Raw genomic sequence first — 25433 nt, 5'->3', positions numbered from 1 at the left:
CGGCGTGGATCATGGCGACTGGAAGCCGGGCTCGCCCGGTCCCGGCGTCGGCGACGGCCCGCCGAACAGCACGCTGGTGGGCTGGTCGTTGAACGTGCCGGCCGCGCGGTCGATGCTGCGCGCGGTCTGGCGGGCGTCGCGGGCCAGGCCGTTGATCTGTGGCAGGGTCTCCTGCGTGAAGATGCCGGCCGCCTGCTGCACCGAATCGGCGGCGGCCTGCATGTTCACGCCCACGCGGTTCACGGTGCTCATGACCGTGCCGTTCGGATTGGCCAGGTCGTCGGCCAGCCGCCGCGTGGAAGCCAGCGTGGCGTTAAGGTTCTCCACGGCCTGCGGCAGGCGGGCGGCGGCCGGCTGCAGCGTCTTGGCCAGTTGCGAATAGTCCTCGGCGGTCTGGTGCACCGACTTGATCGCCGCCATCAGCTCGTCGCGGTTGGTGGTCTGGAACATCTCGTTGAGCGATGCCATCAGCGTCTCGGTCTGCGTCAGCAGCGAATCGCCACGTTTTTCCAGTTCCTCGAAGAAGCCCGGCCGCATGACGATGCGCGCCGGCTCGCGCGCCGACGTCCGCAGCGGCGGAGAACTGGTGTTGGCGCCTTCCTCGCGCGCGGTGTCGTCCAGTTGCACGTAGGCGATGCCGGTCACGCCCTGGAAGCCCAGCGTGGCGTAGGTGGTGCGGGTGATCGGGGTGTCCTGGTTCACGTTGATGCGGACGATGATCTGGCCCGGCACCTGCGGGTCGAACTTGATCGACACCACCTTGCCGACGTCCAGGCCCCGGTATTTCACATCGGCCTGCGGCCCCAGCCCGTTCACCGTGGAGCGCGTGATCAGGTCGTACGGCACGCGCACGGCATGGTCACTGCTGAACCAGAACAGCGAGAACAGCACCAGGACCGCCAGTCCGATGGTGAACACGCCGGCCAGGAAGGCGTTTGACTTGTTTTCCATCAGGCTTCTCCGGTTTGCGCGCCGCCGTCCGGGCCGCGAAGGGCCGGCAGCGCCTGCAGCGCGCGCTGGGCGCGTTCGCCCAGGAAGTATTCGCGAATGAATGGGTGGTCCACCTGCACCACCTCGGCAATCGGCGCGGCGGCCAGTACCTTGCGGTCGGCCAGCACGGCCACGCGGTCTGACAGCGCCACGAGCGTGTCCAGGTCGTGCGTGATCATGACCACGGTCAGGCCCAGCTCGCGGCGCAGTTCTTGGATCAGCGCGACGTAGTCGTCCGACGCCATCGGGTCCAGCCCCGCCGTGGGTTCGTCCAGGAAGACCAGCTCCGGTTCCAGCGCCAGCGCGCGCGCCAGCGCCACGCGCTTGATCATGCCGCCGGACAGGTCGGCGGGCATCTTGTCGGCGTCCTTCGCGGACAGCCCCACCAGCTGCAGCTTCAGCAGCGACGCCTGGCAAATCAGGTTGTCCGGCAGCGCCCGCAGCTCGCGCAGCGGCAGCGCGATGTTGTCGATCACCGACAGCGCCGAAAACAGCGCGCCGCGCTGGAACTGCAGCCCCCAGCGGTTGCGCAGCGTCTGCAACTGCGCGGCGCTGAGGCTCGCCGGGTTCTCGCCGAAGACCTTGATCGTGCCCGACGTCGGCCGCTCCAGCCCCACGATCTGGCGCAGCAGCACGGTCTTGCCCGTGCCGGAGCCGCCGACGATGGACAGCACCTCGCCCCGGTACACGTCCAGGTCCAGCCCGTCGTGCACCACGTTGTCGCCGTAGCGCTTCACCAGGTTGCGTACCTCGATGATGGCCTCGCGCGGCGTGTCGCGTCCGACGGCCGGATGGTCGATCATGGTCATAGGCCGACGTTCTTGAAGAGGATGGCGAAGATGGCATCGGCCAGGATCACCACGGTGATCGACGTCACCACCGACGCCGTGGTGCCCTGGCCCAGGCTCTGGGTATTGGGCTTGATGCGCAGCCCGAAGTGGCAGGCCGTCAGCGCGATCAGCATGCCGAACGCCACGCCCTTGCCCAGCCCGAGCCAGAGGTTGGCCACCGGCACCGCGTCCGGCAACTGGCGCAGGAAGAACGCGTAGCTGATGTCGAGCTGGTAGCGCGCGGCCACCATGCCGCCGGCCAGCGCCATCACGTCGGTCCAAGCCACCAGCAGCGGCATCGAGATCGCCAGCGCGATCACGCGCGGCATGATCAGCCGGTAGCCGTGCGAGATGCCCATCACGCTCATCGCGTCCAGTTCCTCGGTCACGCGCATCACGCCAATCTGCGCCGTGATGGCGGAGCCCGAGCGCCCGGCGATCAGGATCGCGGCCAGCACGGGCCCCAGCTCGCGGATCACGGCCATGCCGAGGATGTTGACGATGAAGGTGCTGGCGCCGAACGTGCGGAGCTGGTTGGCCGACAGGTACGACAGCACGATGCCGATCAGGAACCCGACCAGCGCCGTGATGCCAAGCGCCTTGTAGCCGACGTTGTAGATGTTCGCGGAGATCTCGCGCCACGGCCCGCGCTGCGGCGCGCGCAGGAAGCGCAGCAGGTCGAAGGCAAGCTGGCCCAGCATCGTGATGCCGTTGGCAAGCTGGGCGAAGAACGACAGCAGGCTCGCGCCCAGGATGACCACCGGATTGAAACGGTCGACCATCGTCTTGCGCCAGCCCTCGGCGCGCAGCCCGGCGATGCGGTCGAACACGCGGCGCTGGCCGTCGTTGATTTCCACGTGCTCGGGCATCTTGCCGTTCCAGGCCTGCCAGATCAGTTGCGCGCCGATGTGGTCCAGCCGCGTGACGCCGGCCAGCGACCAGCGCGCGCCTTCGGGCGCCTCGGCCAGCTTGTGAAGCTGGGCGCGCAGGCCGCGGGCCTCGCGGCAGCCGGCGAGCGCGAGGGCAGTCCAGTCGCCTTGCAGCTCGACGCTGCAGGCGCCGTCCTGGCGCGAGATATCGATGGCGGGCGTCGGCAGGCGGTCCAAATGGCGGGCGATGTGATGGCTGAGTCTCGATTCTATGCTACCCGCCGCGCGGGCGCGATCAGACGTCCGCCGACACGGCGGCGGCTACAATTCCGGCAGACCCGGCGCCGTCGGCCGGCCCCATCCCCTTCCTGCTGCCCCATGTCCGATTTTTCCCATCCCGCTTCCGACGCGCGCGCCATCGACGCCGGCGCCCTGCCAGCCTGGCGCATCCACGCCGGCCCGCTGCGCCAGGCGCTGGACGGCGGCCCGGCCCGGGCGTGGCAGGTCGAGGTGGTGGAGGAAACCGGCTCGACCAATGCCGACCTGACGCGCGCCTGCCGCGCCGCCCCATGGCACGACGACGCCGTGCAGGTGCGCGTGGCCTACCGCCAGACGGCGGGACGCGGCCGCCAGGGCCGGCCCTGGCAGGGGCAGGCGGGGCTGACGTTCTCGGTGGCCATGCCGCTGGCGCTGCCGCCGGCGCGCCTGAGCGGGCTGAGCCTGGGCGTCGGACTGGCCGTGGCCCAGGCGCTGGAAGACTGCGACGCCGCGTGCGGCGCCCGGGTGGGCCTGAAATGGCCCAACGACCTGCAGATCGACGGGCGCAAGCTGGCCGGCATCCTGATCGAATCGGTGCCGGCGGGCCCGCAGCGCATCTGGGCGGTCATCGGCATCGGCCTCAACCTGGTGCGCGACACGCATATGGAAACGGTGCTCGGCCGCGAGCTGGCCGGCGTGGCAGAGGCCATGACGGCGTTCGACGCCCAGCGCGACCCCACGCGCATCCTGGCCGCCGTGCTGGCGCGGCTGGCGGCGCTGCGCACCACGTTCCTGGCCCAGGGCTTCGCGCCGCTGGCCGCCGCATGGTCGGCGCGCGATGCGTTCCGCGACGAACCGGTACGGCTGCTGCACGACGGGCAGGTGCTGGCCGAAGGGCTGGCGCGCGGCGTGGACGGCGACGGCCACCTGCTGCTGGAAACGCCGGAGGGTTTGGAGCGCATTGCCAGCGGCGAGCTGTCGCTGCGCGGGGCGTTGCCGGCGGCCGACGGGGAGCGCGCATGAGCCTCCTGCTGATCGACATCGGCAACACGCGGCTCAAGTGGGCATGGTGCGACGGGGCGCCGGCTCCCGCCCAGCCCGCGGCCCCCGGCGCCCTGCCAACGCCGTGGCAGCACGCCGGCGCGGCGTCGCACGGGGTGCCCGCCGAGCGCGCCGCCTTGCGCGCGACGTGGCAGGGGCTGGCCAGCCGGGGCGCGCCCGCGGTGTGGATCGCCAATGTCGCCGGGCCAACGCTGGCCGGACAGGTCGATGCGCTGCTGGCCGACACGTTCGGCAGCCACGTCGCGCCGCAATGGGTGCGCACCGCCGCGCGGCATGGCGACCTGGTGAACGGCTATCGGGAGCCGACGCAGCTTGGCGTCGACCGCTGGGTCGGCAGCATCGGCGCGCATCGCTGGCTGCCCGGCCAGACGCTGCTGGTCGTCACCGCCGGTACTGCCACGACGCTCGACATCGTGACCGCCACGGCGGACGGCGGCCGGTTCGAGGGCGGGCTGATCCTGCCCGGCCTGCAACTGATGCTCGGCACGCTGGCGCGCAACACGGCGCAACTGCCCGAACTGGACGTGCTGGAAACCGGCAGCGGCGCCGCCCGCGCGGTGCGGGCGTTGGGCGCGGACAACACCCACGACGCCATCGCGGCGGGCTGCCTGGCCGCCCAGGCCGGCGCCATCGAGCGAACCTGGCGTACGCTGGCCGAGCGCGGGCCGGTGCGCTGCCTGCTGTCGGGCGGGGCGCGCCACGCCGTGGCCGGCGCACTCGCGATGCCGTGCGAGATGCACGATAATCTCGTGCTGCTTGGGTTGCACGCGATGGCGGCACCGGGCTGAGCGCACGCCGCGCCGGCCCGCCATCGCGCGAGATTGCAAAGATTCCGCGACCGAAGCGCCGATCATCCACCAGACACTTCCGACTCCATGTCCCGGCGCGGCCCGACCCTCCTGTTGCTGATCCTGCTGCTCGCCAATGTGCTGCTGCTGGCCGCGTTGCTGGGCGTCTTCGGCCCGCAGCCGCTGGGCGGCCTGCTGGAAAGCCCGCGCGAACCGCAGCGCGTGGAGCAGCAGGTGCGCGGCGAGCGCATGCAGCTACTGCCGCCGGGCGATGCCTCGGCACCGGGCGCCCCGCGCAGCGCGGCGCCGGGCAACCTCACGCTGGCCGCCGCACCGGCCGATAGCTGCATGGAAATGGGCGGCTTCACGGCGCAGAACGTGGAACGCGCCAGGCAGGACCTTGCCGCCATCGCCGCCGGGACGCCGCTGCCGCTGGACCAGTTCGAACGCAGCGAGCAGGTGCGCTGGTGGGTCCATCTGCCCGCGCAGCCGACGCGCGAAAACGCCGAGCGCAAGCTGGCCGAACTGCGCCGCCGCAAGGTGACCGACGTCTCGGTGGTCAGCGCCACGGAGCCGGAGTCGTACACGGTATCGCTGGGCCTGTTCCGCGAGCGCGAACGCGCCGACCGCTTCCTGGACACCCTGCGCGCCCAGGGCGTGCGCACCGCCCAGGTCAGCGACGCCCCGCGCGCCATCTCGCGCCAATGGCTGCGCGTGACCCATGCCGACGACGCTGTACGCGCCCGCATGGACGAAGTCCGCCAGCGCTACGGCGCCGAGGTACTGCAGTCGTGCAAGGGATTGACGCAGGCGAGCGAAGGACGGGGGACGGGGGTGGCGGGGTAGGACGAGGGACTGGCGCTTCAACCTGCGCTGGTTTTGCTCCCCTCTCCCTTTGGGAGAGGGGCTGGGGGAGAGGGCGTTGAGATTCAAATCGCGACCCTTCGGCAATGGACCCGCTGGCCCTCTCCCCCAACCCCTCTCCCGCAAGCGGGAGAGGGGAGCCTGTGCTGGTCAGCCAACCTCCCCTCACCCCTGCCCGCGTACCTTCGTCAGCAGCTTGGTCGTCGAGCGGTCGTGCAGGAACGGGATGGCGTATGCCTGGCCGCCCCAGCTGCGCACCAGCCGCGTTTCGTCCAGCGTGTCGATATCGTAGTCGCCGCCCTTCACGTAGATGTCCGGCCGCACCAGGCGGATCAGTTCCACCGGGGTTTGCTCGCGGAACATCGCCACGAGGTCTACCGACGCCAGCGCGGCCAGCAGGGCCATGCGGTCGGCCTCCTGGTTCAGCGGGCGGTCGTCGCCCTTGCCCAGCATCCGCACCGACGCGTCGCTGTTGACGCCCACCACCAGCGCGGCGCCCATATCCCGGGCCTGGGCCAGGTAGGTGGCGTGGCCTCGATGGAGGATGTCGAACACGCCGTTGGTAAAGACCAGCGGGCGCGGCAGGGCGGCCACGGCGGCGTGCAGCGCGGCGGTGTCGTCGGCGGGAACCAGCTTGGATTCGTAGGCGGGTGCATTCATGGATCGGTCCGGGCGGAGGGTACGCGGGGCGGCCGGCACGGCGCGCCCCAATGAAAAACCCCATCGTAGCGATCCGATGGGGTCTTGTCCTTGCGGCGGCGCGCGCCGCGGGGCCGGGTCAGGCCTGGGCGGCCTGCAGGTTGGCGTTCAGTTCCTTGCGGTAACGGTTCAGGTCCTGCACCGATTCGAACGTGCGCTCGAACAGCAGCGACATATTGTGCAGGATCCGCTCGATCACCTTCTTCTCCCACACCTCGTCGAAGCGGATCTGCTCGTCGAGCCAGTGCTCCAGCCAATCCGGGTCCGGCAGGCGCGACTGCACCGTGTCGTTGGGGAACAGGGCCTTGTTCACGTGCAGGTTGGTCGGGTGCAGCGGCTTTTCCGTGCGGCGGGCCGACGCCATCAGCACGCCAATCTTGGCAAATGCCGAGCGCGCGCTGTCGCCGAACTGGGCCAGGTACTTCTTCATGTAGCGCAGGTAGGCGCCACCGTGGCGGGCCTCGTCCTGCGACAACGTGCGGTAGATGTGCTTGATGACCGGTTCCGAATGCCATTCGGCGGCGCGGCGGTACCAGTGGTTCAGGCGGATCTCGCCGCAGAAGTGCAGCATCAGCGTTTCCAGCGGCGGGGCCGGGTCGAACTCGAAGCGCACGGCATGCAGTTCTTCCTCGGTCGGCACCAGGTCCGGGCGGAAGCGGCGCAGGTACTCCATCAGCACCAGCGAATGCTTCTGTTCCTCGAAGAACCAGATGCTCATGAACGCCGAAAAGTCGGAATCGTGGCGGTTGTCGCGCAGGAACATCTCCGTGGCGGGCAGGGCCGACCATTCGGTGATCGCATTCATGCGGATGGTCTTCGCCTGGTCGTCGGTAAGCAGGCTGGCGTCGAACGTATCCCAGGGGATGTCCTTGTCCATGTGCCAGCGGACCGCTTCCAGTGATTTGAACAGTTCGGGGTAGAGCATGCTAAGCCTTTGAAATTACGGGCGGATTCTACCAGACAGGAATCATTCTCGAATGTTTTCTCTACTCCGTTTTAGCCCTTAGACGATGGATGCGGGGCCGCCGGTGCGCCCGGCGGTGCCAAAAGTGGCGGAACTACGACACTCCGGAAACGGCCTGTGCCGTGGGCTTGGTTTCCGGCGTCACTCGAAGTTGTCGTCGGGCGAACCGGGCACGGGCGGGGCGTCCGGGGTGGCCGCCCTGGCGCGGCGAGTCCCCGTCGATGCGCGCTTGGCGCCGGCCTTGGGGCCCTTGGCGGTGCGCTTGGGGGCCGTTCCCTTGGTGGCCTTGGCCTTCGCGGCCGGTGCGGACTTGGGCGCGGCCTTGCCGTCGGCGGGCTTGCGCCGGGCTGGCGGATCGCCCTTGACGCCGGGCTCCACGCCTTCCGCGCCCGCGGCGCCGGGGACGCCGAAGCCAGCCATGCCGCCGAACGGCGCGGTGCTGGCCGCTGCCGCACTGGCCGCCGCCGCGCTGCTGGCGATCTGCGTGAACTGGCGCTGGAGCAGGTCCCACCAGAGCGACGCATTGGGCGGCATCGGCGCGGCGCCGCCGGCCTGGGCCGTGTCTCCGGCCATGTCGGCCGGTGCGGGGCCGTCGTCGGCCGGTTCGTCGTCCTCGGGCTCATCGTTCTCGGCGTCGGCCTGCTCCTGGGAGACGGTCTGGCCGGTGCCGAACGGGTGCGGATGCTGGGGCGGATGCGCGCTCGGCGCGTTGGCGGCGCGGGCGACGTTCTCCATCGCGCTCTGCATGGCCTCGGGCGACAGCGCGTTGCCAAACGTCTGCAGCGCCACCAGCGTGGCGCGCTGCACCTCCAGGCCCTGGATCGTCGTGCGCAGCAGGTTGGTGTTGAGCTGCAGCCAGCTTTCCACGGCCTTGAGGTCGTGGATGCGCTTGTCTACCTCGTCGAGGTCCATCGGCGGCGTCATGGCGCTGAGCCCCGGCATCAGGCCGCTGGGCATGCCGCTGCCCGTGGCCCAGAGCTTGCGCAGGAATTCGAAGCCGTTGCCGAAATCGGGAATCTGTCCAAACATGGTGCGGCACTCCCTGTCGTGGGGGCCGCCCATGCGGTGCGGGCGGCCGGTTACTGGAATTCGGGCGGCCGCTTCTGGCGCAGGCTCGCCATGCCTTCGTGCACGTCGGGGCCCGAAAAGCCCATGAATTCAAGCGCCAGCGAGGTATCGAACGCGGGGCCGGCCATGCGCAGCCAGTTGTTCAGCGCGTACTTGGTCCAGCGGATGGCGGTCTGAGACCCCGCCGCGAGCCGGTTGGCCACCTCGAATGCCTTGGCCACCAGTTCGTCCTCTTCCACCGCCAGCGATACCAGGCCGATCCGCTCGGCTTCCTCGCCGCTGACCGACTCGCACAGCATCAGATAGTACTTGGCCTTGGCCATTCCGCACAGCAGCGGCCACACGATGGCGGCATGGTCGCCGGCCGCCACGCCCAGCCGCGTATGGCCGTCGACGATGCGCGCGGTGCGGGCCGCGATCGAGATGTCGGCCAGCAGCCCCGCCACCAGCCCGGCGCCCACGGCCGGGCCGTGCATGGCCGACACGATCGGCTTGTCGCAGTTGATGACGTTGTAGACGAGGTCGCGCGCCTCGTGCCAGACGCGGGTGCGGGTCTCGAAGTCGTTGGCCATGTCCTCGACCAGCGCCAGGTCGCCGCCGGCCGAGAAACCCTTGCCCTCGCCGCGGATCAGCGCCACGCGGATGTCGGGATCGGCGGACACGTCGCGCCAGATCTCGGCCAGCTCGCGGTGCATATTGGCGTCGGCCGTGGCCAGCTTCCGGTTGGCCGACTGCGCCGCGCCCATGATCACTTCGAGCACCGGGCCGTGGCGGCGCAGCGTGAGGGCCTGGTAGCGGGCCAGGCGGGGGGACAGCGTGTTGGCATCGGTCGTCATGGGCGGCTTCCATTGGGGGGCGAAGAGGCGCGGACGGCGGGCAAAAAAAATTCCCCGACCGCGTGGTCGGGGAATTATAGGCCCAAGGCCATGGCGCGCCGCAAGCCGGGTTTCGCCCAGTGTGTCCGGCGCCGGTGAGGGGCCGGGACGGGGCGGTCAGCGCGGCGCCACCACCTGGTCGATCGCGCCGAAGATCGACTTGCCGTCGGCGTCGAACATCTCGATGCGCACCGCGTCGCCAAACTTCATGAACTCGGTCTCGGGCTTGCCGCCGTCGATGGTCTCCAGCATGCGCTTCTCGGCGATGCAGCAGTACCCCTTGCTGCGGTCGACGTTCGAGATCGTGCCCGATCCCACCACGCTGCCCGCGCGCACGTTGCGCGTCTTGCAGATGTGGGCGATCAGCTGGCCGAAGTCGAACACCATGTCGGTGCCGCAGTCGGGCTGGCCCACCTTGCGGCTGTTCCAGTGCACGACCATCGGCCGGTGCACCTTGCGCTCGCGCCAGGCGTCGCCCAGTTCGTCGGGCGTGACCGCCACCGGCGAGAACGCCGTGGCCGGCTTGCTCTGGAAGAAGCCAAAGCCCTTGCCCAGCTCGGCCGGAATCAGGTTGCGCAGCGACACGTCGTTGGCCAGCAGCACGAGCCGGATGGCCTCGCCGGCCTGCTCGGGCGTGGCGCCCATGCGCACGTCGCCCGTTATCACGGCCACCTCGGCCTCGAAGTCGATGCCGAACGCCTCGCTGGGGCAGACGATGTCGTCCTGCGGGCCGATGAAGTCGTCCGAGCCGCCCTGGTACATCAGCGGATCGGTCCAGAACTCGGGCGGCATTTCGGCGCCGCGCGCGCGGCGCACCAGTTCCACGTGGTTCACGTAGGCCGAGCCATCGGCCCACTGGTACGCGCGCGGCAGGGGCGCCATGCAGTCCCTGGGCTGGAACGGGAACGGATGCCGCGCGCGCCCGGCGTTGAGCGCGTCGGACAAGTCCTGGAGCTGCGGCGAATAGAAATGCCAGTCATCCAGCACCGTCTGGAGCTTGCCGGCGATGTCGGTGGCAAAGTGCGCGGTCTTCAGGTCGCGCGAGACGACGACGAGCTGGCCGTCGCGCGAACCGTCCTTCAGGGTGGCGAGTTTCATGCGAAATCGAACGTAGGCAGGATGGAATGGGCGGTAGTCTACCGGAGCCGCCCTGGCCGGCCCACGGGCGCGCCGGGGCCGCAGCGGCCTTGTATAGAATGGCCGCATCACATTCCAGATACCCGACTCACGCATGACCGCTGTGGACGACGACGATTCCCGCGACGACGATGCGCGCGACGACAGCAAGCGCGCCGGCATCCAGTCCATCGAGGTGGGATTCCGGCTGCTGCAGGCGCTGGCCGCCTCGCCGCGCGCCATGATGCTGCGCGACCTGGCCGCCGCCGCCGACATGAGCCCGGCCAAGGCCCATCGCTACCTGGTCAGCTTCCAGCGGCTTGGCGCGGTGGCGCAGGACGCCGTGAGCCAGCGCTACGACCTCGGGCCGTTCGCGCTGCAACTGGGGCTGGCCGGGCTGAACCGGCTGGATCCGGTGCGCAAGGCGCGGCCCATCCTGTCCCGGCTGCGCGACGAGATCGACCAGACCGCCGGCATCGCGGTGTGGGGCAACCACGGGCCGACCATCGTTCATTGGGAAGAATCGAGCCATCCGGTCAGCGTCAGCCTGCGGCTGGGCGACGTGATGCCGATGCTCAATTCGGCCACGGGGCGGCTCTATGGTGCGTATCTGTCGCGGCGTCAGACGCTGCCGCTGATCGAGCGCGAACTGGCCACGCGCGGCGACGCGGCGCTGCCGGACATGCCCGCGTCGCTGGCCGACTACGACGCGATCTGCGCCAGCGTGCGCCAGCAGGGCGCGGCCCGCACGCGCGGCGGCGTGCTGCCGGGCATCAACGCCATCTCGACCCCGGTGTTCGACGCCAACGGCCATCTGGCGATGGGCCTGATCGTGCTCGGCGCGCAGAGCGTATTCGATGCAGAATGGGGCGGCGCGGTGGACCGCCGCGTGCGCGAGATCGCGCGGCAGATTTCCTCGGAACTTGGTTATCTTGGCGACGGCCAGCCGTCCGGAAGGGACGAAACCCCCTCGTAAGCGCCAGCGGCGCGTGCGCCGCTGGATGGCCGTGATCGCGCTGGTGGCGGTCGCGCACGGGCTGTTGCTGCTTGGGCTGCTGCGTGTTCCGATCCCGTCGCTGCCTGACCCGGACACCGCGCCGACGATGGACGCGATCCTGCTGCCCCCGCCCCGGCCGCCTGCCCCGCCCCCGCCGGCCACACCCCCGCGCCGGCCCGCCCAGTCCCAGGCCCCCGCGCCCGTACCCGAACCTGCGCCAGACCCGGCGGCGCCTGCGCTGGCGACCGCGGAAAGCGGCGACACCACTGCCACGGCTGGTTCGGGCGGCATGGGCAGCGCCGCCTCGGGTTCGGCCGCGCCGGCGGCCCCGCCGGCCCCCGCCGAGGCACCCGGGCCGCGCTACGCGGCGCCGCCTTCGGTCACGCTGCGCTATGCCAGCTTCGTCAACGGCGTGCAGAACCCCGACGGCATCATCCGCTGGGAACAGGACGGCCAGCACTACCGCCTGGCCGTGGAAACGCGCGTGCTGTGGTTCCGCTTCGCGTTCCAGAGCACCGGCGACATGACCGAGCGCGGCCTGTCGCCCACGCGCTACGAAGAAGCCCGCCGCAGCAAGGTGGAGGTGGCGCGCTTCGACCATCCGTCAAGCATGGTCGTGTTTGAAACGCGTGGCGGACAGGCGCCGATGCCCACGGCCTTCCAGGACCGCTTCAGCATCTTCCTGCAACTGGTGGGCTGGGCGCGCGGCGACCCGCAGCGCTATGTCACGCCGGGCGCCACCGAGTCGTTCAACGTGGCCGACACCCGCGAAATCGAGGGCATGCAGATCCAGTACGTGGGCGACGAGGATATCGACGTCGGCACCGAGATGGTGCGTACCAAGCACTTTGTGCGGCTGCCGCGCCACGCCAACGACAAGCGGCGCGTGGAAATCTGGCTCGCGCCGTCGCTGAACTGGATGCCAGCGCGCCTTCGTCAGACGGAGCCCGATGGCACTCAGATCGATCTCGTCTATCGTAGTAGGGAAGGGCGGTGATGCCGACGCAGGTCGCGAAACGCAGTGACGACGCGGGAGACTGAAACATGCCTGACACAATGGCGCAGCGAATCCGGGCCGGCGATGCCGAGCTCCGGGTCCGCATCGATGGCAGCGAAGGGCCGTGGGTGATCCTGATCCACGCGCTTGGTGCGAATCTGACGCTGTGGGACGATACCGCGCGCCATCTGTCCGACCGCTACCGCGTGCTGCGCTTCGACCTGCGCGGCCACGGCGGCAGCGATGCGCCCGTGGGCGCGTACACCATGACGCGGCTGGCCGACGACGTGGTGGCGCTGATGGACGCGCTGGACATCGGCCAGGCCCATGTCTGCGGCGTGTCGGTGGGTGGCATGGTGGCCCAGACCATGGGCGTGCGCCATGCGGACCGGCTGCTGTCGCTGGCGCTGGTGGACACCATCGACCACACGCCCATGACGGCGCATCCGATGTGGGCCAACCGGATCGGCCAGGCCGAGGCCCATGGCATGGCCGGCATGGTGTCGTCGACGATGGAGCGCTGGCTCACGCAGCCGTTCCGCGACGCCCATCCCGAGACGGTGGAAGCGATTGGCCGGATGCTGGCGGCCACGCCGGTGCAGGGCTACGTGGGGGTGGCGCAGGCCATCCTGGCGTTCGACTTGGCCGATGCGATCGGCCGCATCCACTGTCCGACCCTGGTGGTGACAGGGTCAAAGGACGAGAGCGCGACGGTGGAGATGGCCCAATCCATTGCGCGAAAAATTCATGGTGCGAAGCTGGAAGTGCTGCCGGACGCCGCGCATCTGTCGTTTATCGAACAACGGGAACGCTTTCTTGCGATCTTCGAAGCGTTCCTGGGGCATGCAGCGTGTGGCGGGCAGTGTGATATTCCGTAACGCCATTGGGAAGATCGCAACACACTGGTGCACGGCGCTCAAGAAACTTGCCCGTCGCGCCGATGCCCAAGAGTACGAGGGCAGCAAAGGCACGCAAGGCCCGTCCGGGCCACACAACTTGAATTACGGACGGGGACCCTCAGCTTGGAGAGGAAATCGCGCCCCCGGCAAGGCAGTAGGAAGGGCGCCAACCATACGCCAGGAGGAAGTGCGATGCAAATGATCTACAACAGCGACAACTACTGCATTGTCGAGTTTGGCGCAGATGTCGAGCATGCGACCCTTGCCTCGGGCGGCTACGAAATCGTGGACAAGAACCTGAAACGCGAAATTTTCCTCGGCGGCCATATGGCCGAGACCTTCCGCGCCGACGTGACCCGTCTGATCGAGAGCGAGCCATCCGTGGAGGAAGTGGACGAGTTCCTCGGCAAGTTCGATACCGTCATGAACAACCCGCTGGTGATGCACTGAAGCTGCCCGCAAATGCCGCCGCCGGGTGATCGTACCGGTGGCTCCCCACGCCAGGCGCCCGCTCCGAGCGGGCGTTTTTCATGGGCGCCGTGCGGTGGGCGGCCCCGTCAGTACTGTTCCCAGGGCAGCCCGTCGTGCCGCCAGCCGTTGACGGTGTTGCGATGGCGCTGGGCGTCGAGGTCGCCCTCGAAGCCGTGCAGCACGTTGTAGACGGTGGTAAAGCCGGCGCCTTCCAGCGCACGCGCGGCGGCCGACGAGCGGTTGCCGCTGCGGCAGATCAGCAGCACCGGCCGGGCCGATACCTGACCCGCCAGCTTCTTCACCGCCTGCACGAAGTGCGGATTGACCTCCCAGTCGGGGCCGTCGTTCCAGGGCACGTTGTGCGCGCCCTGCGGATGGCCGACGAACAGGTATTCCATCTCGCTGCGGCAGTCGATGAACAGCGCGTCGGGTTCGGCGTCCAGCAGGGCGCGGGCGTCGTGAGGGCTCAGGTGTTGCATGGATGGTACGGACGTCGGTGGCGAATACGTCTCCCAGTGTAGGCGCGGCATCCCCGGCTGACAACCGCGCCCGGCCGCCGCCGGGCGACGCCGGCGGCCCGCCCGCAATCCCTTGATCTACCTGATAAAATCGCGGTCTTGCCGAATCCTGGCCGTACCCCGCGCATGCCCGCCCCCGCCGCGCGCGCGACACCTGACTGTCCCACCATGAGCGCCGACCAACCGATCTCCCGCCCCTACACCCGGGCCGCCAGCCTGCCCCGGCTGCTCCGCGAACGCATCCTGATCCTCGACGGGGCGATGGGGACGATGATCCAGCGCTACAAGCTGGGCGAGGCCGAGTACCGCGGCACGCGCTTCGCGGACCATCCGGTCGACGTCAAGGGCAACAACGAACTGCTGCTGCTGACGCGCCCGCAGGTCATCAGCGAGATCCACGAGCAGTACCTGGCCGCCGGCGCGGACCTGATCGAGACCAACACGTTCGGGGCCACGCGCGTGGCGCAGGAAGACTACAAGATGGCCGACCTGGCCTACGAGATGAACGTCGAGGCGGCCCGCCTGGCGCGCGCGGCCTGCGACAAGTACAGCACGCCGGACAAGCCGCGCTTCGTAGCCGGCGCATTCGGCCCCACGCCCAAGACCGCCAGCATCAGCCCCGACGTGAACGACCCCGGCGCGCGCAACGTCAGCTTCGAGGAACTGCGCCAGTCGTACTACGAACAGGGCAAGGCGCTGCTCGAAGGCGGCGCCGACGTGTTCCTGGTGGAAACGATCTTCGACACGCTCAACGCCAAGGCGGCGCTGTTCGCCATCGACCAGTTGTTCGAGGACACCGGCGAGCGCGTGCCCGTGATGATCTCGGGCACCGTGACCGACGCCTCGGGCCGCATCCTGTCCGGCCAGACCGTCGAGGCGTTCTGGAACAGCCTGCGCCATGCCCGCCCGGTGACCTTCGGCCTGAACTGCGCGCTGGGCGCGACGCTGATGCGGCCGTACATCGCCGAGCTGGCCAAGATCTGCGACGCGGCCGTGTCGTGCTACCCGAACGCCGGCCTGCCCAATCCGATGAGCGACACCGGCTTCGACGAGACGCCGGAGGTCACGTCGTCGCTGGTGGACGAATTCGCGGCCTCGGGCCTGGTCAACCTGGTGGGCGGCTGCTGCGGCACCACGCCCGACCACATCGCCGCCATCGCCCAGCGCGTGGCCGGCCGCGCGCCGCGCGCGTGGGCCAACTACACCGAGACCGCCGCGCAGCCCGCCTGACGCATCGCACGCACGAAGCATAGAGACCCCACACATGAGCCAGCAAAACCTGCCCCCGCGTCCGATGCGCCTGTCCGGCCTGGAGCCATTCACGATCGACGACGACACGCTGTTCGTCAACGTCGGCGAGCGCACCAACGTCACGGGCTCCAAGGCGTTCGCGCGGATGATCCTGAACGGCCAGTTCGACGAGGCGCTGGCCGTGGCCCGCCAGCAGGTGGAAAACGGCGCGCAGATCATCGACATCAACATGGACGAGGCGATGCTCGATTCGCGCGCGGCCATGGTGCGGTTCCTGAACCTGATTGCGTCAGAGCCGGACATCGCGCGCGTGCCGATCATGATCGACTCGTCCAAGTGGGACGTGATCGAGGCCGGCCTGCAGTGCGTGCAGGGCAAGCCCGTGGTGAACTCCATCTCGCTCAAGGAGGGCGAGGAACAGTTTCGCCACCACGCCACGCTGATCCGCCGCTACGGGGCGGCGACGGTGGTGATGGCGTTCGACGAGCAGGGCCAGGCCGACACGTTCGCGCGCAAGACCGAAATCTGCAAGCGCAGCTACGACGTGCTGGTCAACGAGGTGGGCTTCCCGCCCGAGGACATCATCTTCGACCCGAACATCTTCGCGGTGGCCACCGGCATCGAGGAGCACAACAACTACGCCGTGGACTTCATCGAGGCCACGCGCTGGATCAAGCAGAACCTGCCGTACGCCAAGGTCAGCGGCGGCGTGTCGAACGTGTCGTTCTCGTTCCGCGGCAACGACGTGGTGCGCGAGGCCATCCACACCGTGTTCCTGTACCACGCCATCGCGGCGGGCATGGACATGGGCATCGTCAACGCCGGGCAGCTTGGCGTGTACGACCAGCTTGACCCGGAACTGCGCGAGCGCGTGGAGGACGTGGTGCTGAACCGCCGCGACGACGCCACCGACCGCCTGCTGGAGATTGCCGACCGCTTCAAGGGCGGCGGCCAGAAGAAGGAAGAGAACCTGGCCTGGCGCGGCACGCCCGAGGCGCCCGTGTCCGTGGGCGACCGCCTGGCGCACGCGCTGGTGCACGGCATCACGACGTACATCGTCGAGGACACCGAGGAAGCGCGCCAGCAGATTGCGGCGCGCGGCGGCCGGCCCATCGAGGTGATCGAGGGCCCGCTGATGGACGGCATGAACATCGTCGGCGACCTGTTCGGCGCCGGCAAGATGTTCCTGCCGCAGGTGGTCAAGAGCGCCCGCGTGATGAAGCAGGCCGTGGCCCACCTGCTGCCGTTCATCGAGGAAGAAAAGCGGCTGCTGGCCGAGGCCGGCGGCGACGTGCGCGCGCGCGGCAAGATCGTGATCGCCACGGTCAAGGGCGACGTGCACGACATCGGCAAGAACATCGTGTCGGTGGTGCTCCAGTGCAACAACTTCGAGGTCGTGAACATGGGCGTGATGGTGCCGTGCAACGAGATCCTGGCGCGTGCCAAGGTCGAGGGCGCGGACATCGTCGGGCTGTCGGGCCTGATCACGCCGTCGCTGGAGGAAATGGCCTACGTTGCCGCCGAGATGCAGCGCGACGACTACTTCCGCGTGAAGAAGATTCCGCTGCTGATTGGCGGCGCCACCACGTCGCGCGTGCACACGGCCGTGAAGATCGCGCCGAACTACGAGGGCCCGGTGGTCTACGTGCCGGACGCGTCGCGGTCGGTCAGCGTGGCGTCGAGCCTGCTGTCGGACGAGGGCGCCGCGCGCTACCTGGACGAGCTGAAGACCGACTACGACCGCATCCGCCACCAGCACGCCAACAAGAAGGCCACGCCGATGGTGTCGCTGGCCGACGCGCGCGCCAACAAGACGCCGGTGGACTGGAGCACCTACGTGCCGCCGAAGCCCAAGTTCATCGGCCGGCGCGTGTTCCGCAACTACGACCTGTCCGAGCTGGCCAACTACATCGACTGGGGCCCGTTCTTCCAGACCTGGGACCTGGCCGGCAAATTCCCGGACATCCTGAACGACGAGATCGTCGGCGAGTCCGCGCGGCGCGTCTATTCGGACGGCAAGAGCATGCTGTCGCGGCTGATCCAGGGCCGCTGGCTGACGGCCAACGGCGTGATGGCGCTGCTGCCGGCCAACACGGTCAACGACGACGACATCGAGATCTATACCGACGAGTCGCGCAGCAAGGTGGCGCTGACCTGGCACAACCTGCGCCAGCAGAGCGAGCGCCCGGTGGTGGACGGCGTCAAGCGGCCGAACCGCTGCCTGGCCGATTTCGTCGCGCCCAAGTCCAGCGGCGTGGCCGACTACATCGGCCTGTTCGCGGTCACGGCCGGCATCGGCGTGGACAAGAAGGAAGCCCAGTTCGAGGCCGACCACGACGACTACAGCGCGATCATGCTCAAGGCGCTGGCCGACCGGCTGGCCGAGGCGTTTGCCGAATGCCTGCACGCCCGCGTGCGGACCGACCTGTGGGGCTACGACGCCGCCGAGACGCTGACCAACGACCAGTTGATCGCCGAAGCGTACCGGGGCATCCGCCCGGCGCCGGGGTATCCGGCCTGCCCGGAGCACACGGTCAAGGCGCCGATGTTCGAGCTGCTGGACGCGGCCGAGATCGGCATGGGCATCACCGAGGCACTGGCGATGACGCCGGCGGCGTCGGTCAGCGGCTTCTACCTGGCGCATCCCGAATCCACCTACTTCAGCGTGGGCAAGATCGGCCAGGACCAGCTTGACGACATGGTGGCGCGCCGCGGCGAGGATCGCCTGACGCTGGAGCGCGCGCTGGCGCCCAACCTGTAATCGCTTCGGCGTAGCTGTAAGCAGTTGCAATGACCGGGAGGCCGCGTATCGCGGGGCCTCCCGGTTTTTTCATGGGCGCGGCAGCCGTTGATGCACAAGGGCAGGCGGCGATTGGCGCCGCCCGGGCGCGGGCAAACGGGGCGCGGCGCCCATGTTCGCAATGTCTTCACGACTGCTTACACACACTGACAAGTGCTCACAGACCGGCACGGCGGGCGTCCCTAGACTGGGAACCAGTTCACGTGACACCGCGTGGATGCCGCGGGCGAATGGTTCGCCGTGGCGCATTCAGTAAAGGAGTCTCTCCCATGAAGAAGCTGCTGATCTCCCTGTCCGCCCTGTCGATTGCCGCTGCCTCGTCGATGGCGATGGCGCAAGGCACCGGTGCCACCGCTGGCACCCAAGCGGGCGTCGGCGCCTCCGTGAACGCACCTTCCACGAATGCAGGTGCCAACGCCGGCCTCAACGCCGGTGGCGCGGCGGGCGGCGCGGTGACCCCGGCCAGCCCGAGCTCGGCGGATCCGGGCAGCAAGGCCAGCCTGGGCGCCAAGGCGCAGAACGACACCACCACGTCGACCACGACCGACAAGACGAACCAGGGCAAGCATTCCGGCCACGCCAAGTCGAAGTCGAAGAAGGGCGATACGCTGGGCGCCACGGGCGGCGCGGACGCCGGTGCCGGCACGATGACGAAGTAAGCGGCCTGTCCGCGAAAGGCCCGGGGCGGGCCCCTCCAGACCGCCCCGGTCGCCGCGGCCGCGAATGGATGAACGGGCGCCAGCCATGGCGCCCGTTTTTTTTCGTCCCTGCCAGCCGCACCCGGCCGCCCGCTGCCGCGGCGCAGCAATCGCGTCAATTTCCAACCGCCCGGATGGGCGTCAACACGCCGCCGGGCGCCCGTCGCCGTGGCGCGTCATGTCAGCCGGACGCCGACAGCTTCCGCGTCGCGTCGGCACTACAATGCAGGAAACCGGCCCGGGCCGCCTTTCGGCCGCGGGTCGCCCCCCTCACCGTGGAGACACCGATGATTCGCGTCTTGATCGCCGACGATCATGAGATCGTGCGCGCCGGTCTGCGCCAGTTCATTTCAGAGGAACCCGACATCAAGGTGACGGGCGAAGCCGCCAGCGGCGACGAAGTGATGGCGCAGTTGCGCGACAGCGAGTTCGACGTACTCGTACTCGACATCTCGATGCCGGACCGCAACGGCATCGATGTCCTGAAGCTGATTCGTCAGCGCCTGCCCAACCTGCCGGTGCTGATCCTGTCGACCTACCCGGAAGACCAGTACGCGATCAACCTGATCCGTGCCGGCGCCTCGGGCTACCTGACCAAGGAATCGGCGCCGGACGACCTCGTCAAGGCAATCCGTACGGTGGCCCAGGGCCGCCGCTACGTGAGCCCCACCGTGGCGGACCTGCTGATCGGCGGGCTCGACAAGCCGACCGAGCAACCCGTGCACCAGACGCTGTCCGAGCGCGAGTTCCAGATCTTCTGCAAGCTGTCGCGCGGCCAGTCGGTGTCCGTGATCGCCGACGAGTTGTTCCTCAGCGTCAAGACAGTGAGTACCTACCGCTCCCGCATCCTGGAGAAAATGGGCATGAAGACCAATGCCGACCTGACCTACTACGCCATCAAGAACGGGCTCGTGGAATAGGCCGACATCACGTTGCACATGCCAGCGCCCTCGCTCGTCCACCCTTTCGCCTGACAGTTGCCTAGCGCCATGCCGGAGCACGCCTCGGCCTCTCCCAACCGCTCGCTGCGAGTCCTCCTGATCGAGGACTCCGAAGTCTTGCGGGGCATGCTGCTGGAATACCTGACCGCCTTCCCGTTCGTGGAGTCGGTGGACTGGGCCGATACCGAGAGCGGCGCGGTCAAGCTGGCCACCCAGGGCCACTACGACGTGTCCATCGTCGACCTGCAACTGCGCCAGGGCAACGGCATCAACGTCCTGCGCGAAATGCAGAAGGCCCAGCTATCGGGCATCCGCATCGTCTACACCAACCACGCGCAGGTATCGATGTACCGCCGCCAGTGCACCGAGGCGGGCGCGGACTACTTCTTCGACAAGTCCCTGGAGCTGGAGCAGGTGTTCCGGGTGATCGAGGACTACGCAACGTCGGCGTAAGCCGGCCCTGACTCAAATCTCCCGATGGGTTTGCTGCCCTCTCCCGCGCGGCGGGAGAGGCGAGCGGGACATCGCGGACGACACCCTTCAAACTTCCGTGGTTTCCTCCGGCGGTGCCAGCACGCTGGTGGTCAGCGGCACCTCGATGCGGATGGCCACGCCCTGGCCGGGCGACGAGTCGACGTGGATCGTCCCGCCCAGCGCCAGTACCCGCTGTTCCATGCCAAGCAGGCCGTGATGGCCGGCGATGCTGCCGGCGTCGAAGTCGGGCGGCAGGCCGCGGCCGTCGTCGCGCACGGTCAGCGTCAGTTGCTGGCTGGTGCAGGCCAGCGCCACCGAGATGTGCTTGGCCTCGGCGTACTTGCTGGCGTTCGTCAGCGACTCCTGCACGATCCGGTACAGCGCGATGGCCGCGTTGTCGCGCAACTGCGGCAGCGACTCGGGCAGGTCCACCTCGGTTTCCCACTGGTTGCGCGCGCCCACGTCTTCCACGTGCTGGATGATGGCCTCGCGCAGCCCCAGGTTCAGCAGCACCGTGGGACGCAGGTCCTCGATCAGGCGGCGCTTGATCTGGATGGCCTGGTCGGCATGCTGCATGACGCGCGTGATCTTGTCCCGCGCGTCGGGGTGCGACGCCTGCACGCGCATCTTCACCCAGTGCAGGTCCAGCTTGATCGCGGTCAGGATGGCGCCCAGCTCGTCGTGCAGCTCGCGCGCCAGACGGGTCTTCTCGTCCTCGGTCACGCGCTGCAGGTGGGCCGCCAGGGCCGACAGCTGCCGCGTGCGCGCCCGCACCTTGCGGTCCAGCCGGGCGCTTTCCTCTTCGAGCTGGGCGCGGGCGGCCTCGGCCATCTTCATGCGGCGCTGGTGGCCCAGGCCCACGGCCACGAGCAGCAGGATGTTGATCGCCGTCAGCAGGCCGATGCCGTAGCGCGACAACTGCAGGTCATGCTCGGCGGCCTCCAGGTTGTGCGTGACCGTGCCCGATTCGCGCACCTGCAGCTGCTCCAGGCCGCGCCGCGCGCTTTCCATCGTCTGCTTGCCGAAGTCGGTGCGGATCAGGTCCAGCGCCACGTCGACGTCGCGCTTGCCGTAGACCAGCGTCAGGGCCATCTCGTTGAGCTTGCGCGTGACGAACTGCGACGCCTCGCCGAACTGGCGCAGCCCCTCGGGGTCGTTCGCGTAGTGCTGGCGCACGCGGGCCATCAGCTCGTTGATCTGCGGCAGCGCCTTGTAGTAAGGGTCGAGGTAGCTTTCCTTGCCGGTCAGCAGGAAGCCGCGCTGGCCGGCCTCGGCGTTGACCAGTTCGGCGATCAGCGCGCCCAGGTCGCTCTGCAGCTGCTGGGAGCGGATGGCCTCGGTGTAGCCCTGGCGCAGGCGCAGGTTGCCCGTTTCCGATGCGATCAGCACGGCCAGCGTCAGCACGATGCCTCCCGCCAGCAGCAGGGTATTTCTCAGGAGTAGGGAATGCTTGGCCATCGGAACTCAGCGGGTTGGGCACGCGCCCGCGCGGGCGTGCGGACATGGAATCACATCATTTTGGCAGGGTCAATCGTACCGGGGCCGCCACGGCCGCGCATCCAGCGCCCGACGGGGTGAGGTGTAGGACTCGGCTGACATCTGAATCGGTCTGTTTTCGGTGTGCGGTCCACATGCCGAACCCTAGAGTGAGGCTATGAGCTTGCGCACCGTGGCGCAAGCAGAACGCAAAGCCAGGACGGCGCGTTCGCTAACCTCGGGAGACTGGTCATGCTGTACTACGCACTCGTCTTTTTCATCGTCGCCATCGTGGCGGCAATCTTCGGCTTCGGCGGCATTGCAGCCGGCGCCGTGGAAATCGCGAAGATCCTGTTCTTCATCTTCCTGGTCGTGGCCCTCGTGGCCGCCGTGATGGGCCTGGTGCGCCGACGTTAAGCGCCAGGTTCGCGGGGCCCGCGGTGGCATACCGCGGGACTCCACGCCAGGACTGGACTTAAAGGAGTATCCATGCTCACGCAGAATCCAAAGATCCGGAAGGAAATCAACCATCTGCACGACAGCGCAGATGCCGCCGTGCGCCAGATCCGGCATTCGGCCCGCGACACCCGCGACGCCGTCGGCCCGGTATCCGACGAAGTGAAGGCGCTGATCACCCAGCTCCAGCAGACCATCGACGTGCTGGCGCATGAAGGTTCCGCCGAAGGCATGGCCGCCGGCCGCCGCCTGCGGGCCCGCGCCCACGAACTGACCGACCGCATGCGCGAACGCAGCCGCGAAGGCATGGACTGGGCGCGCGGGCAGGTGGACGTCGCGGTCGACCACGGACGCCAGCGCGTCGTGGAATCCCCGCTCAAGGCGGTGGGCGTGGCAGCCCTGGTGGGTGCCTTTGTCGGCCTGCTGCTGGCGTCGTCGCGCCGCCACGGCGAATAGCCGGGCGCGCCCGGACAGCCGGGGCCCGCAAGAATACCGAGGGTCTCTCCCCCTCTGCCCTGCAGCAACCCCCTTTCCGGATATATCCCTGATCCGGGACACCCGGACACCCAGCGGTGTCCGGGTTCTTTTTTTTGGTGCCGAAGAAGGGGAGCGGCGTCGCGCCCGGGGCGGGGGGCAGGCGCCGCCGGGGTGGCGGCGCCCTTCAGGGTGGGGTGGAACCGGGCCGGGGGGGCCGAAGGCGGCCCGGAATCAGCGGAGGCGCCTCAGACGCCCCACATCACGTCCGTGCCTTCCTTCTGCGACGCGCGCAGCATGTCCAGGAACGGGTAGGCGCGCTGGCCCAGGTGCAGCGGTTCTTCCTCGCGCTCGTCATCCACGTCGGGGTGGACCGTGGTGTCGGCGGGGTGGACCTTCTTCGCGTCCAGGACGGCGGCTTCCAGCTTGCGGATGGCGCCCGGCAGCTCCTCGGACGTGATCACCCCGCGTTCGCCCAGGTGCTTGCCGATGATGCCAAGCAGGGTCATGGCAAGATCCTTCATCATGATCAGGTCCTGCGCCGCGTGGGATTTGAAGGTGATCAGCATGATGTTTCCTTTCACGTAACGCGACAGTGGAGGCGCGGGGCGCACAGGTCGTCGCATGATGTCAGCATAGCACCTGATAAAATTCCGCGTTTCCCGATTTCGACTGCCGGCGCGCGCGGCGGGGCCTCCACTTCGAGCCTGCCCCCAGCCGGAAGCATTCCAGCCTTTCAGGGCCAAGATATCCATGCTGCCTGTTCAGACCTCCCAACTCGCCGCCGCGTTCACTGACGCCGTGCGCGCGCTCGCCCCGGCCGACGCCACCCTGCCCGCGGTCACGTTCGAGCGCCCCAAGGCCGCCGCCCACGGCGACCTGGCCTGCAACATCGCCATGCAGGTGGCCAAGGCGCTGAAGACCAACCCGCGCGAACTGGCGCAGAAGGTGGTGGCCGCCGTGCAGGCCGACCCGCGCGCCTCCGCGCTGGTGGCGGCGCTGGAAATTGCCGGTCCCGGCTTCATCAACCTGCGCCTGAGCCCGGCCGCCCGCGCCGAGGTGCTGCGCGCCGTGCTGGCCGATGGCGACCAGTTCGGCGCCCGCCCGGCCGGCGAGCACGGCCAGGTGCTGGTCGAATTCGTTTCGGCCAATCCCACCGGGCCGCTGCACGTGGGCCACGGCCGCCAGGCGGCGCTGGGCGACGCGCTGGCCAACCTGCTGGCCTGGCAGGGCTGGAAGGTCCACCGCGAGTTCTACTACAACGACGCCGGCGTGCAGATCCACACGCTGGCCATCTCGGTCCAGGCGCGCGCCCGGGGCCTGAAGCCGGGCGACGCCGGCTGGCCGGAGTCGGCCTACAACGGCGACTACATCGCCGATATCGCCGCCGACTTCAAGGCCGGCAAGACCGTGGCGGCCTCTGACGGCGAGCCGGTCACGGCGTCGGGCGACATCGAGGACCTGGAATCGATCCGCCGCTTCGCGGTCACGTACCTGCGCAACGAGCAGGACATCGACCTGCAGGCGTTTGGCGTGAAGTTCGACCGCTACTACCTGGAATCGTCGCTGTACAGCGACGGCCGCGTGGATGCCGCCGTGCAATCGCTGGTCGGCAAGGGCAAGACCTACGAGAACGAAGGCGCGCTGTGGCTGCGCACCACCGACGACGGCGACGACAAGGACCGCGTCATGAAGAAGTCGGACGGCACGTACACGTACTTCGTGCCGGACGTGGCGTACCACACCACCAAGTGGGAACGCGGCTTCGCCAAGGTCATCAACGTGCAGGGCAGCGACCACCACGGCACCATCGCCCGCGTGCGTGCCGGCCTGCAGGGGCTGGACATCGGCATTCCCAAGGGCTACCCCGACTACGTGCTGCACAAGATGGTCACGGTCATGAAGAACGGCGAGGAGGTCAAGATCTCCAAGCGCGCTGGCTCGTACGTGACCGTGCGCGACCTGATCGAGTGGAGCAACGGCGGCGACGAGACGATCCGCGGCTGCCTGGACGGCGGCGTGGCCGACTGGCCCGCCCACTTCACGCGCGGCCGCGACGCGGTGCGCTTCTTCCTGCTGTCGCGCAAGGCCGATACCGAGTTCGTGTTCGACGTGGACCTGGCGCTGAAGCAGAACGACGAGAACCCGGTGTACTACGTGCAGTACGCCCACGCCCGCATCTGCTCGATCTTCGAGGCCTGGGGCGGCGCGGACTGGCAGGCCCGCCTGCCGGCGCTGGCCAGCGTGGACCTGGCCGCCGTGACGGCCGCGGACGTGAGCCCGCAGGCCATCGCGCTGGGCCGCCGGCTGGCCGAATTCCCGGACATGCTGGCTGCCGCCGCCGGCGAACTGGCCCCCCACGCGGTGGCGTTCTACCTGCGCGACCTGGCGGGCGACTTCCACGCGTTCTACAACGCCGACCGCGTGCTGGTGGACGACGACACCGTCAAGCAGGCCCGCCTGGCGCTGCTGGCGGCCACGCGCCAGGTGCTGCGCAACGGCCTGGCCGTGATCGGCGTGTCGGCGCCGCAACGGATGGATCGCGCCCCGGAAGCCGATTCCCCGGCGGCCTGAACTTCGCGTCACGGCAGTGGCTCT

26 protein-coding genes are annotated in these 25433 nt (G+C 68.9%); 15 read left to right on the top strand and 11 right to left on the bottom strand.

The genetic code is table 11. The annotated features are described in order from the left end of the window. Nucleotides 1-9 precede the first annotated feature (9 nt). The 3 genes from EHF44_RS05050 to EHF44_RS05040 are packed head-to-tail and all read right to left on the bottom strand — an operon-like array spanning nucleotide 10 to nucleotide 2926. Nucleotides 10-951, bottom strand: coding sequence for an MlaD family protein (locus EHF44_RS05050; protein WP_172966010.1), 942 nt, complete (start codon nucleotides 949-951; stop codon nucleotides 10-12). Next, a complete protein-coding gene (locus tag EHF44_RS05045) occupies nucleotides 951-1799 on the bottom strand; it encodes an ABC transporter ATP-binding protein (RefSeq protein WP_253699985.1) in 849 nt (282 codons plus the stop codon). Before EHF44_RS05045 ends, EHF44_RS05050 begins: the two co-directional genes overlap by 1 nt. Continuing rightward, complete coding sequence (locus EHF44_RS05040; RefSeq protein ID WP_124682740.1) at nucleotides 1796-2926, bottom strand: MlaE family ABC transporter permease; 1131 nt, start codon at nucleotides 2924-2926, stop codon at nucleotides 1796-1798. Before EHF44_RS05040 ends, EHF44_RS05045 begins: the two co-directional genes overlap by 4 nt. Nucleotides 2927-3067: 141 nt before the next feature. Here EHF44_RS05040 and EHF44_RS05035 point away from each other — a divergent pair, with 141 nt between their 5' ends. The 3 genes from EHF44_RS05035 to EHF44_RS05025 all read left to right on the top strand — a co-directional run bounded on the left by EHF44_RS05035 (nucleotide 3068) and on the right by EHF44_RS05025 (nucleotide 5643). Continuing rightward, nucleotides 3068-3970, top strand: coding sequence for a biotin--[acetyl-CoA-carboxylase] ligase (locus EHF44_RS05035; RefSeq protein ID WP_124682739.1), 903 nt, complete (start codon nucleotides 3068-3070; stop codon nucleotides 3968-3970). Beyond that, the gene (locus EHF44_RS05030) at nucleotides 3967-4797 is read left to right on the top strand and encodes a type III pantothenate kinase (RefSeq protein WP_124682738.1); all 831 of its coding nucleotides are present in this window, start codon (nucleotides 3967-3969) and stop codon (nucleotides 4795-4797) included. Before EHF44_RS05035 ends, EHF44_RS05030 begins: the two co-directional genes overlap by 4 nt. Before the next feature lie 87 nt (nucleotides 4798-4884). Continuing rightward, nucleotides 4885-5643 (top strand): SPOR domain-containing protein, encoded by a 759-nt coding sequence (locus tag EHF44_RS05025; RefSeq protein ID WP_124682737.1) that lies wholly within the window; start codon nucleotides 4885-4887, stop codon nucleotides 5641-5643. Between the two features lie 183 nt (nucleotides 5644-5826). On the opposite strand, the gene rfaE2 is transcribed toward EHF44_RS05025, so the two are convergent. The 5 genes from rfaE2 to EHF44_RS05000 all read right to left on the bottom strand — a co-directional run bounded on the left by rfaE2 (nucleotide 5827) and on the right by EHF44_RS05000 (nucleotide 10365). Then, complete coding sequence (gene rfaE2, locus EHF44_RS05020) at nucleotides 5827-6321, bottom strand: D-glycero-beta-D-manno-heptose 1-phosphate adenylyltransferase (protein WP_124682736.1); 495 nt, start codon at nucleotides 6319-6321, stop codon at nucleotides 5827-5829. A gap of 118 nt (nucleotides 6322-6439) precedes the next feature. Further along, the gene (locus tag EHF44_RS05015; protein ID WP_124682735.1) at nucleotides 6440-7285 is read right to left on the bottom strand and encodes a ferritin-like domain-containing protein; all 846 of its coding nucleotides are present in this window, start codon (nucleotides 7283-7285) and stop codon (nucleotides 6440-6442) included. A 180-nt stretch (nucleotides 7286-7465) separates the two neighbouring features. Then, the gene (locus tag EHF44_RS05010; protein ID WP_124682734.1) at nucleotides 7466-8353 is read right to left on the bottom strand and encodes a PhaM family polyhydroxyalkanoate granule multifunctional regulatory protein; all 888 of its coding nucleotides are present in this window, start codon (nucleotides 8351-8353) and stop codon (nucleotides 7466-7468) included. 50 nt (nucleotides 8354-8403) lie between these two features. Continuing rightward, a complete protein-coding gene (locus EHF44_RS05005; RefSeq protein ID WP_124682733.1) occupies nucleotides 8404-9228 on the bottom strand; it encodes an enoyl-CoA hydratase/isomerase family protein in 825 nt (274 codons plus the stop codon). A 156-nt stretch (nucleotides 9229-9384) separates the two neighbouring features. Then, nucleotides 9385-10365: a fumarylacetoacetate hydrolase family protein gene (locus EHF44_RS05000; protein WP_124682732.1), complete on the bottom strand. Its 981-nt coding sequence runs from the start codon at nucleotides 10363-10365 to the stop codon at nucleotides 9385-9387. Between the two features lie 133 nt (nucleotides 10366-10498). On the opposite strand from EHF44_RS05000, the gene EHF44_RS04995 reads away from it, so the two are divergent. From EHF44_RS04995 to EHF44_RS04980, 4 genes are all read left to right on the top strand, one after another. Then, nucleotides 10499-11359 (top strand): IclR family transcriptional regulator, encoded by an 861-nt coding sequence (locus EHF44_RS04995; RefSeq protein ID WP_124682731.1) that lies wholly within the window; start codon nucleotides 10499-10501, stop codon nucleotides 11357-11359. A gap of 13 nt (nucleotides 11360-11372) precedes the next feature. Beyond that, nucleotides 11373-12377, top strand: a complete 1005-nt coding sequence (locus tag EHF44_RS04990) for a DUF3108 domain-containing protein (RefSeq protein WP_367613703.1) — start codon at nucleotides 11373-11375, stop codon at nucleotides 12375-12377. A 47-nt stretch (nucleotides 12378-12424) separates the two neighbouring features. Continuing rightward, nucleotides 12425-13255, top strand: coding sequence for an alpha/beta fold hydrolase (locus tag EHF44_RS04985; RefSeq protein ID WP_124682730.1), 831 nt, complete (start codon nucleotides 12425-12427; stop codon nucleotides 13253-13255). Nucleotides 13256-13468: 213 nt separating this feature from the next. Beyond that, nucleotides 13469-13726: a BTH_I0359 family protein gene (locus tag EHF44_RS04980; RefSeq protein WP_061956410.1), complete on the top strand. Its 258-nt coding sequence runs from the start codon at nucleotides 13469-13471 to the stop codon at nucleotides 13724-13726. A gap of 107 nt (nucleotides 13727-13833) precedes the next feature. Here the strand turns inward: EHF44_RS04980 and EHF44_RS04975 are convergent, their stop codons facing one another. Further along, nucleotides 13834-14226, bottom strand: a complete 393-nt coding sequence (locus EHF44_RS04975) for a rhodanese-like domain-containing protein (protein WP_124682729.1) — start codon at nucleotides 14224-14226, stop codon at nucleotides 13834-13836. Nucleotides 14227-14433: 207 nt separating this feature from the next. Between EHF44_RS04975 and EHF44_RS04970 the strand changes: the two genes are divergently transcribed. The 5 genes from EHF44_RS04970 to EHF44_RS04950 all read left to right on the top strand — a co-directional run bounded on the left by EHF44_RS04970 (nucleotide 14434) and on the right by EHF44_RS04950 (nucleotide 20408). Further along, nucleotides 14434-15495, top strand: a complete 1062-nt coding sequence (locus EHF44_RS04970) for a homocysteine S-methyltransferase family protein (RefSeq protein ID WP_124682728.1) — start codon at nucleotides 14434-14436, stop codon at nucleotides 15493-15495. Between the two features lie 34 nt (nucleotides 15496-15529). Further along, nucleotides 15530-18277, top strand: coding sequence for a methionine synthase (metH, locus tag EHF44_RS04965; RefSeq protein ID WP_124682727.1), 2748 nt, complete (start codon nucleotides 15530-15532; stop codon nucleotides 18275-18277). 308 nt (nucleotides 18278-18585) lie between these two features. Next, entirely contained in the window at nucleotides 18586-18975 is a 390-nt protein-coding gene (locus EHF44_RS04960) for a hypothetical protein (protein WP_124682726.1), read from the top strand. A gap of 326 nt (nucleotides 18976-19301) precedes the next feature. Next, a complete protein-coding gene (locus tag EHF44_RS04955; RefSeq protein ID WP_061956399.1) occupies nucleotides 19302-19934 on the top strand; it encodes a response regulator in 633 nt (210 codons plus the stop codon). 69 nt (nucleotides 19935-20003) lie between these two features. Further along, a complete protein-coding gene (locus EHF44_RS04950) occupies nucleotides 20004-20408 on the top strand; it encodes a response regulator (protein ID WP_124682725.1) in 405 nt (134 codons plus the stop codon). Nucleotides 20409-20495: 87 nt separating this feature from the next. Here the strand turns inward: EHF44_RS04950 and EHF44_RS04945 are convergent, their stop codons facing one another. Beyond that, nucleotides 20496-21887 carry a CHASE3 domain-containing protein gene (locus EHF44_RS04945; protein ID WP_124682724.1) on the bottom strand — a complete coding sequence of 464 codons (1392 nt, stop codon included), beginning with the start codon at nucleotides 21885-21887 and terminating at the stop codon, nucleotides 20496-20498. Nucleotides 21888-22157: 270 nt separating this feature from the next. On the opposite strand from EHF44_RS04945, the gene EHF44_RS04940 reads away from it, so the two are divergent. Continuing rightward, nucleotides 22158-22322: a DUF1328 domain-containing protein gene (locus tag EHF44_RS04940; protein ID WP_124682723.1), complete on the top strand. Its 165-nt coding sequence runs from the start codon at nucleotides 22158-22160 to the stop codon at nucleotides 22320-22322. 72 nt (nucleotides 22323-22394) lie between these two features. After that, the gene (locus tag EHF44_RS04935; protein ID WP_124682722.1) at nucleotides 22395-22817 is read left to right on the top strand and encodes a DUF883 family protein; all 423 of its coding nucleotides are present in this window, start codon (nucleotides 22395-22397) and stop codon (nucleotides 22815-22817) included. A gap of 266 nt (nucleotides 22818-23083) precedes the next feature. Here EHF44_RS04935 and EHF44_RS04930 read toward each other — a convergent pair whose 3' ends face one another. Then, nucleotides 23084-23404 (bottom strand): DUF1840 domain-containing protein, encoded by a 321-nt coding sequence (locus EHF44_RS04930; protein ID WP_124682721.1) that lies wholly within the window; start codon nucleotides 23402-23404, stop codon nucleotides 23084-23086. Between the two features lie 184 nt (nucleotides 23405-23588). On the opposite strand from EHF44_RS04930, the gene argS reads away from it, so the two are divergent. Further along, a complete protein-coding gene (gene argS, locus EHF44_RS04925) occupies nucleotides 23589-25409 on the top strand; it encodes an arginine--tRNA ligase (protein WP_124682720.1) in 1821 nt (606 codons plus the stop codon). The last annotated feature ends 24 nt before the right edge of the window (nucleotides 25410-25433 follow it).

The organism is Cupriavidus pauculus (assembly GCF_003854935.1).
In the GTDB taxonomy this organism is placed as follows: Bacteria; Pseudomonadota; Gammaproteobacteria; order Burkholderiales; family Burkholderiaceae; genus Cupriavidus; species Cupriavidus pauculus_C.
Note: the sequence above shows the minus strand (reverse complement) of the source record. Positions and strands in the feature narration are given on the sequence as shown.

Excerpts from the sequence above, each read along its gene's own strand:
- EHF44_RS04960 (WP_124682726.1), top strand. The coding sequence starts at position 18,586 with ATGAAGAAGCTGCTGATCTCCCTGTCCGCCCTGTCGATTGCCGCTGCC.
- EHF44_RS04995 (WP_124682731.1), top strand. The coding sequence starts at position 10,499 with ATGACCGCTGTGGACGACGACGATTCCCGCGACGACGATGCGCGCGAC.
- EHF44_RS04945 (WP_124682724.1), bottom strand. The coding sequence starts at position 21,887 with ATGGCCAAGCATTCCCTACTCCTGAGAAATACCCTGCTGCTGGCGGGA.
- EHF44_RS04935 (WP_124682722.1), top strand. The coding sequence starts at position 22,395 with ATGCTCACGCAGAATCCAAAGATCCGGAAGGAAATCAACCATCTGCAC.
- EHF44_RS04980 (WP_061956410.1), top strand. The coding sequence starts at position 13,469 with ATGCAAATGATCTACAACAGCGACAACTACTGCATTGTCGAGTTTGGC.
- EHF44_RS04985 (WP_124682730.1), top strand. The coding sequence starts at position 12,425 with ATGCCTGACACAATGGCGCAGCGAATCCGGGCCGGCGATGCCGAGCTC.
- EHF44_RS04970 (WP_124682728.1), top strand. The coding sequence starts at position 14,434 with ATGAGCGCCGACCAACCGATCTCCCGCCCCTACACCCGGGCCGCCAGC.
- EHF44_RS04955 (WP_061956399.1), top strand. The coding sequence starts at position 19,302 with ATGATTCGCGTCTTGATCGCCGACGATCATGAGATCGTGCGCGCCGGT.
- EHF44_RS04940 (WP_124682723.1), top strand. The coding sequence starts at position 22,158 with ATGCTGTACTACGCACTCGTCTTTTTCATCGTCGCCATCGTGGCGGCA.
- rfaE2 (WP_124682736.1), bottom strand. The coding sequence starts at position 6,321 with ATGAATGCACCCGCCTACGAATCCAAGCTGGTTCCCGCCGACGACACC.
- metH (WP_124682727.1), top strand. The coding sequence starts at position 15,530 with ATGAGCCAGCAAAACCTGCCCCCGCGTCCGATGCGCCTGTCCGGCCTG.
- EHF44_RS05015 (WP_124682735.1), bottom strand. The coding sequence starts at position 7,285 with ATGCTCTACCCCGAACTGTTCAAATCACTGGAAGCGGTCCGCTGGCAC.
- EHF44_RS04975 (WP_124682729.1), bottom strand. The coding sequence starts at position 14,226 with ATGCAACACCTGAGCCCTCACGACGCCCGCGCCCTGCTGGACGCCGAA.
- EHF44_RS05000 (WP_124682732.1), bottom strand. The coding sequence starts at position 10,365 with ATGAAACTCGCCACCCTGAAGGACGGTTCGCGCGACGGCCAGCTCGTC.
- EHF44_RS04930 (WP_124682721.1), bottom strand. The coding sequence starts at position 23,404 with ATGCTGATCACCTTCAAATCCCACGCGGCGCAGGACCTGATCATGATG.
- EHF44_RS05050 (WP_172966010.1), bottom strand. The coding sequence starts at position 951 with ATGGAAAACAAGTCAAACGCCTTCCTGGCCGGCGTGTTCACCATCGGA.
- EHF44_RS05045 (WP_253699985.1), bottom strand. The coding sequence starts at position 1,799 with ATGACCATGATCGACCATCCGGCCGTCGGACGCGACACGCCGCGCGAG.
- EHF44_RS05005 (WP_124682733.1), bottom strand. The coding sequence starts at position 9,228 with ATGACGACCGATGCCAACACGCTGTCCCCCCGCCTGGCCCGCTACCAG.
- EHF44_RS05035 (WP_124682739.1), top strand. The coding sequence starts at position 3,068 with ATGTCCGATTTTTCCCATCCCGCTTCCGACGCGCGCGCCATCGACGCC.
- argS (WP_124682720.1), top strand. The coding sequence starts at position 23,589 with ATGCTGCCTGTTCAGACCTCCCAACTCGCCGCCGCGTTCACTGACGCC.
- EHF44_RS04950 (WP_124682725.1), top strand. The coding sequence starts at position 20,004 with ATGCCGGAGCACGCCTCGGCCTCTCCCAACCGCTCGCTGCGAGTCCTC.
- EHF44_RS05030 (WP_124682738.1), top strand. The coding sequence starts at position 3,967 with ATGAGCCTCCTGCTGATCGACATCGGCAACACGCGGCTCAAGTGGGCA.
- EHF44_RS05010 (WP_124682734.1), bottom strand. The coding sequence starts at position 8,353 with ATGTTTGGACAGATTCCCGATTTCGGCAACGGCTTCGAATTCCTGCGC.
- EHF44_RS05025 (WP_124682737.1), top strand. The coding sequence starts at position 4,885 with ATGTCCCGGCGCGGCCCGACCCTCCTGTTGCTGATCCTGCTGCTCGCC.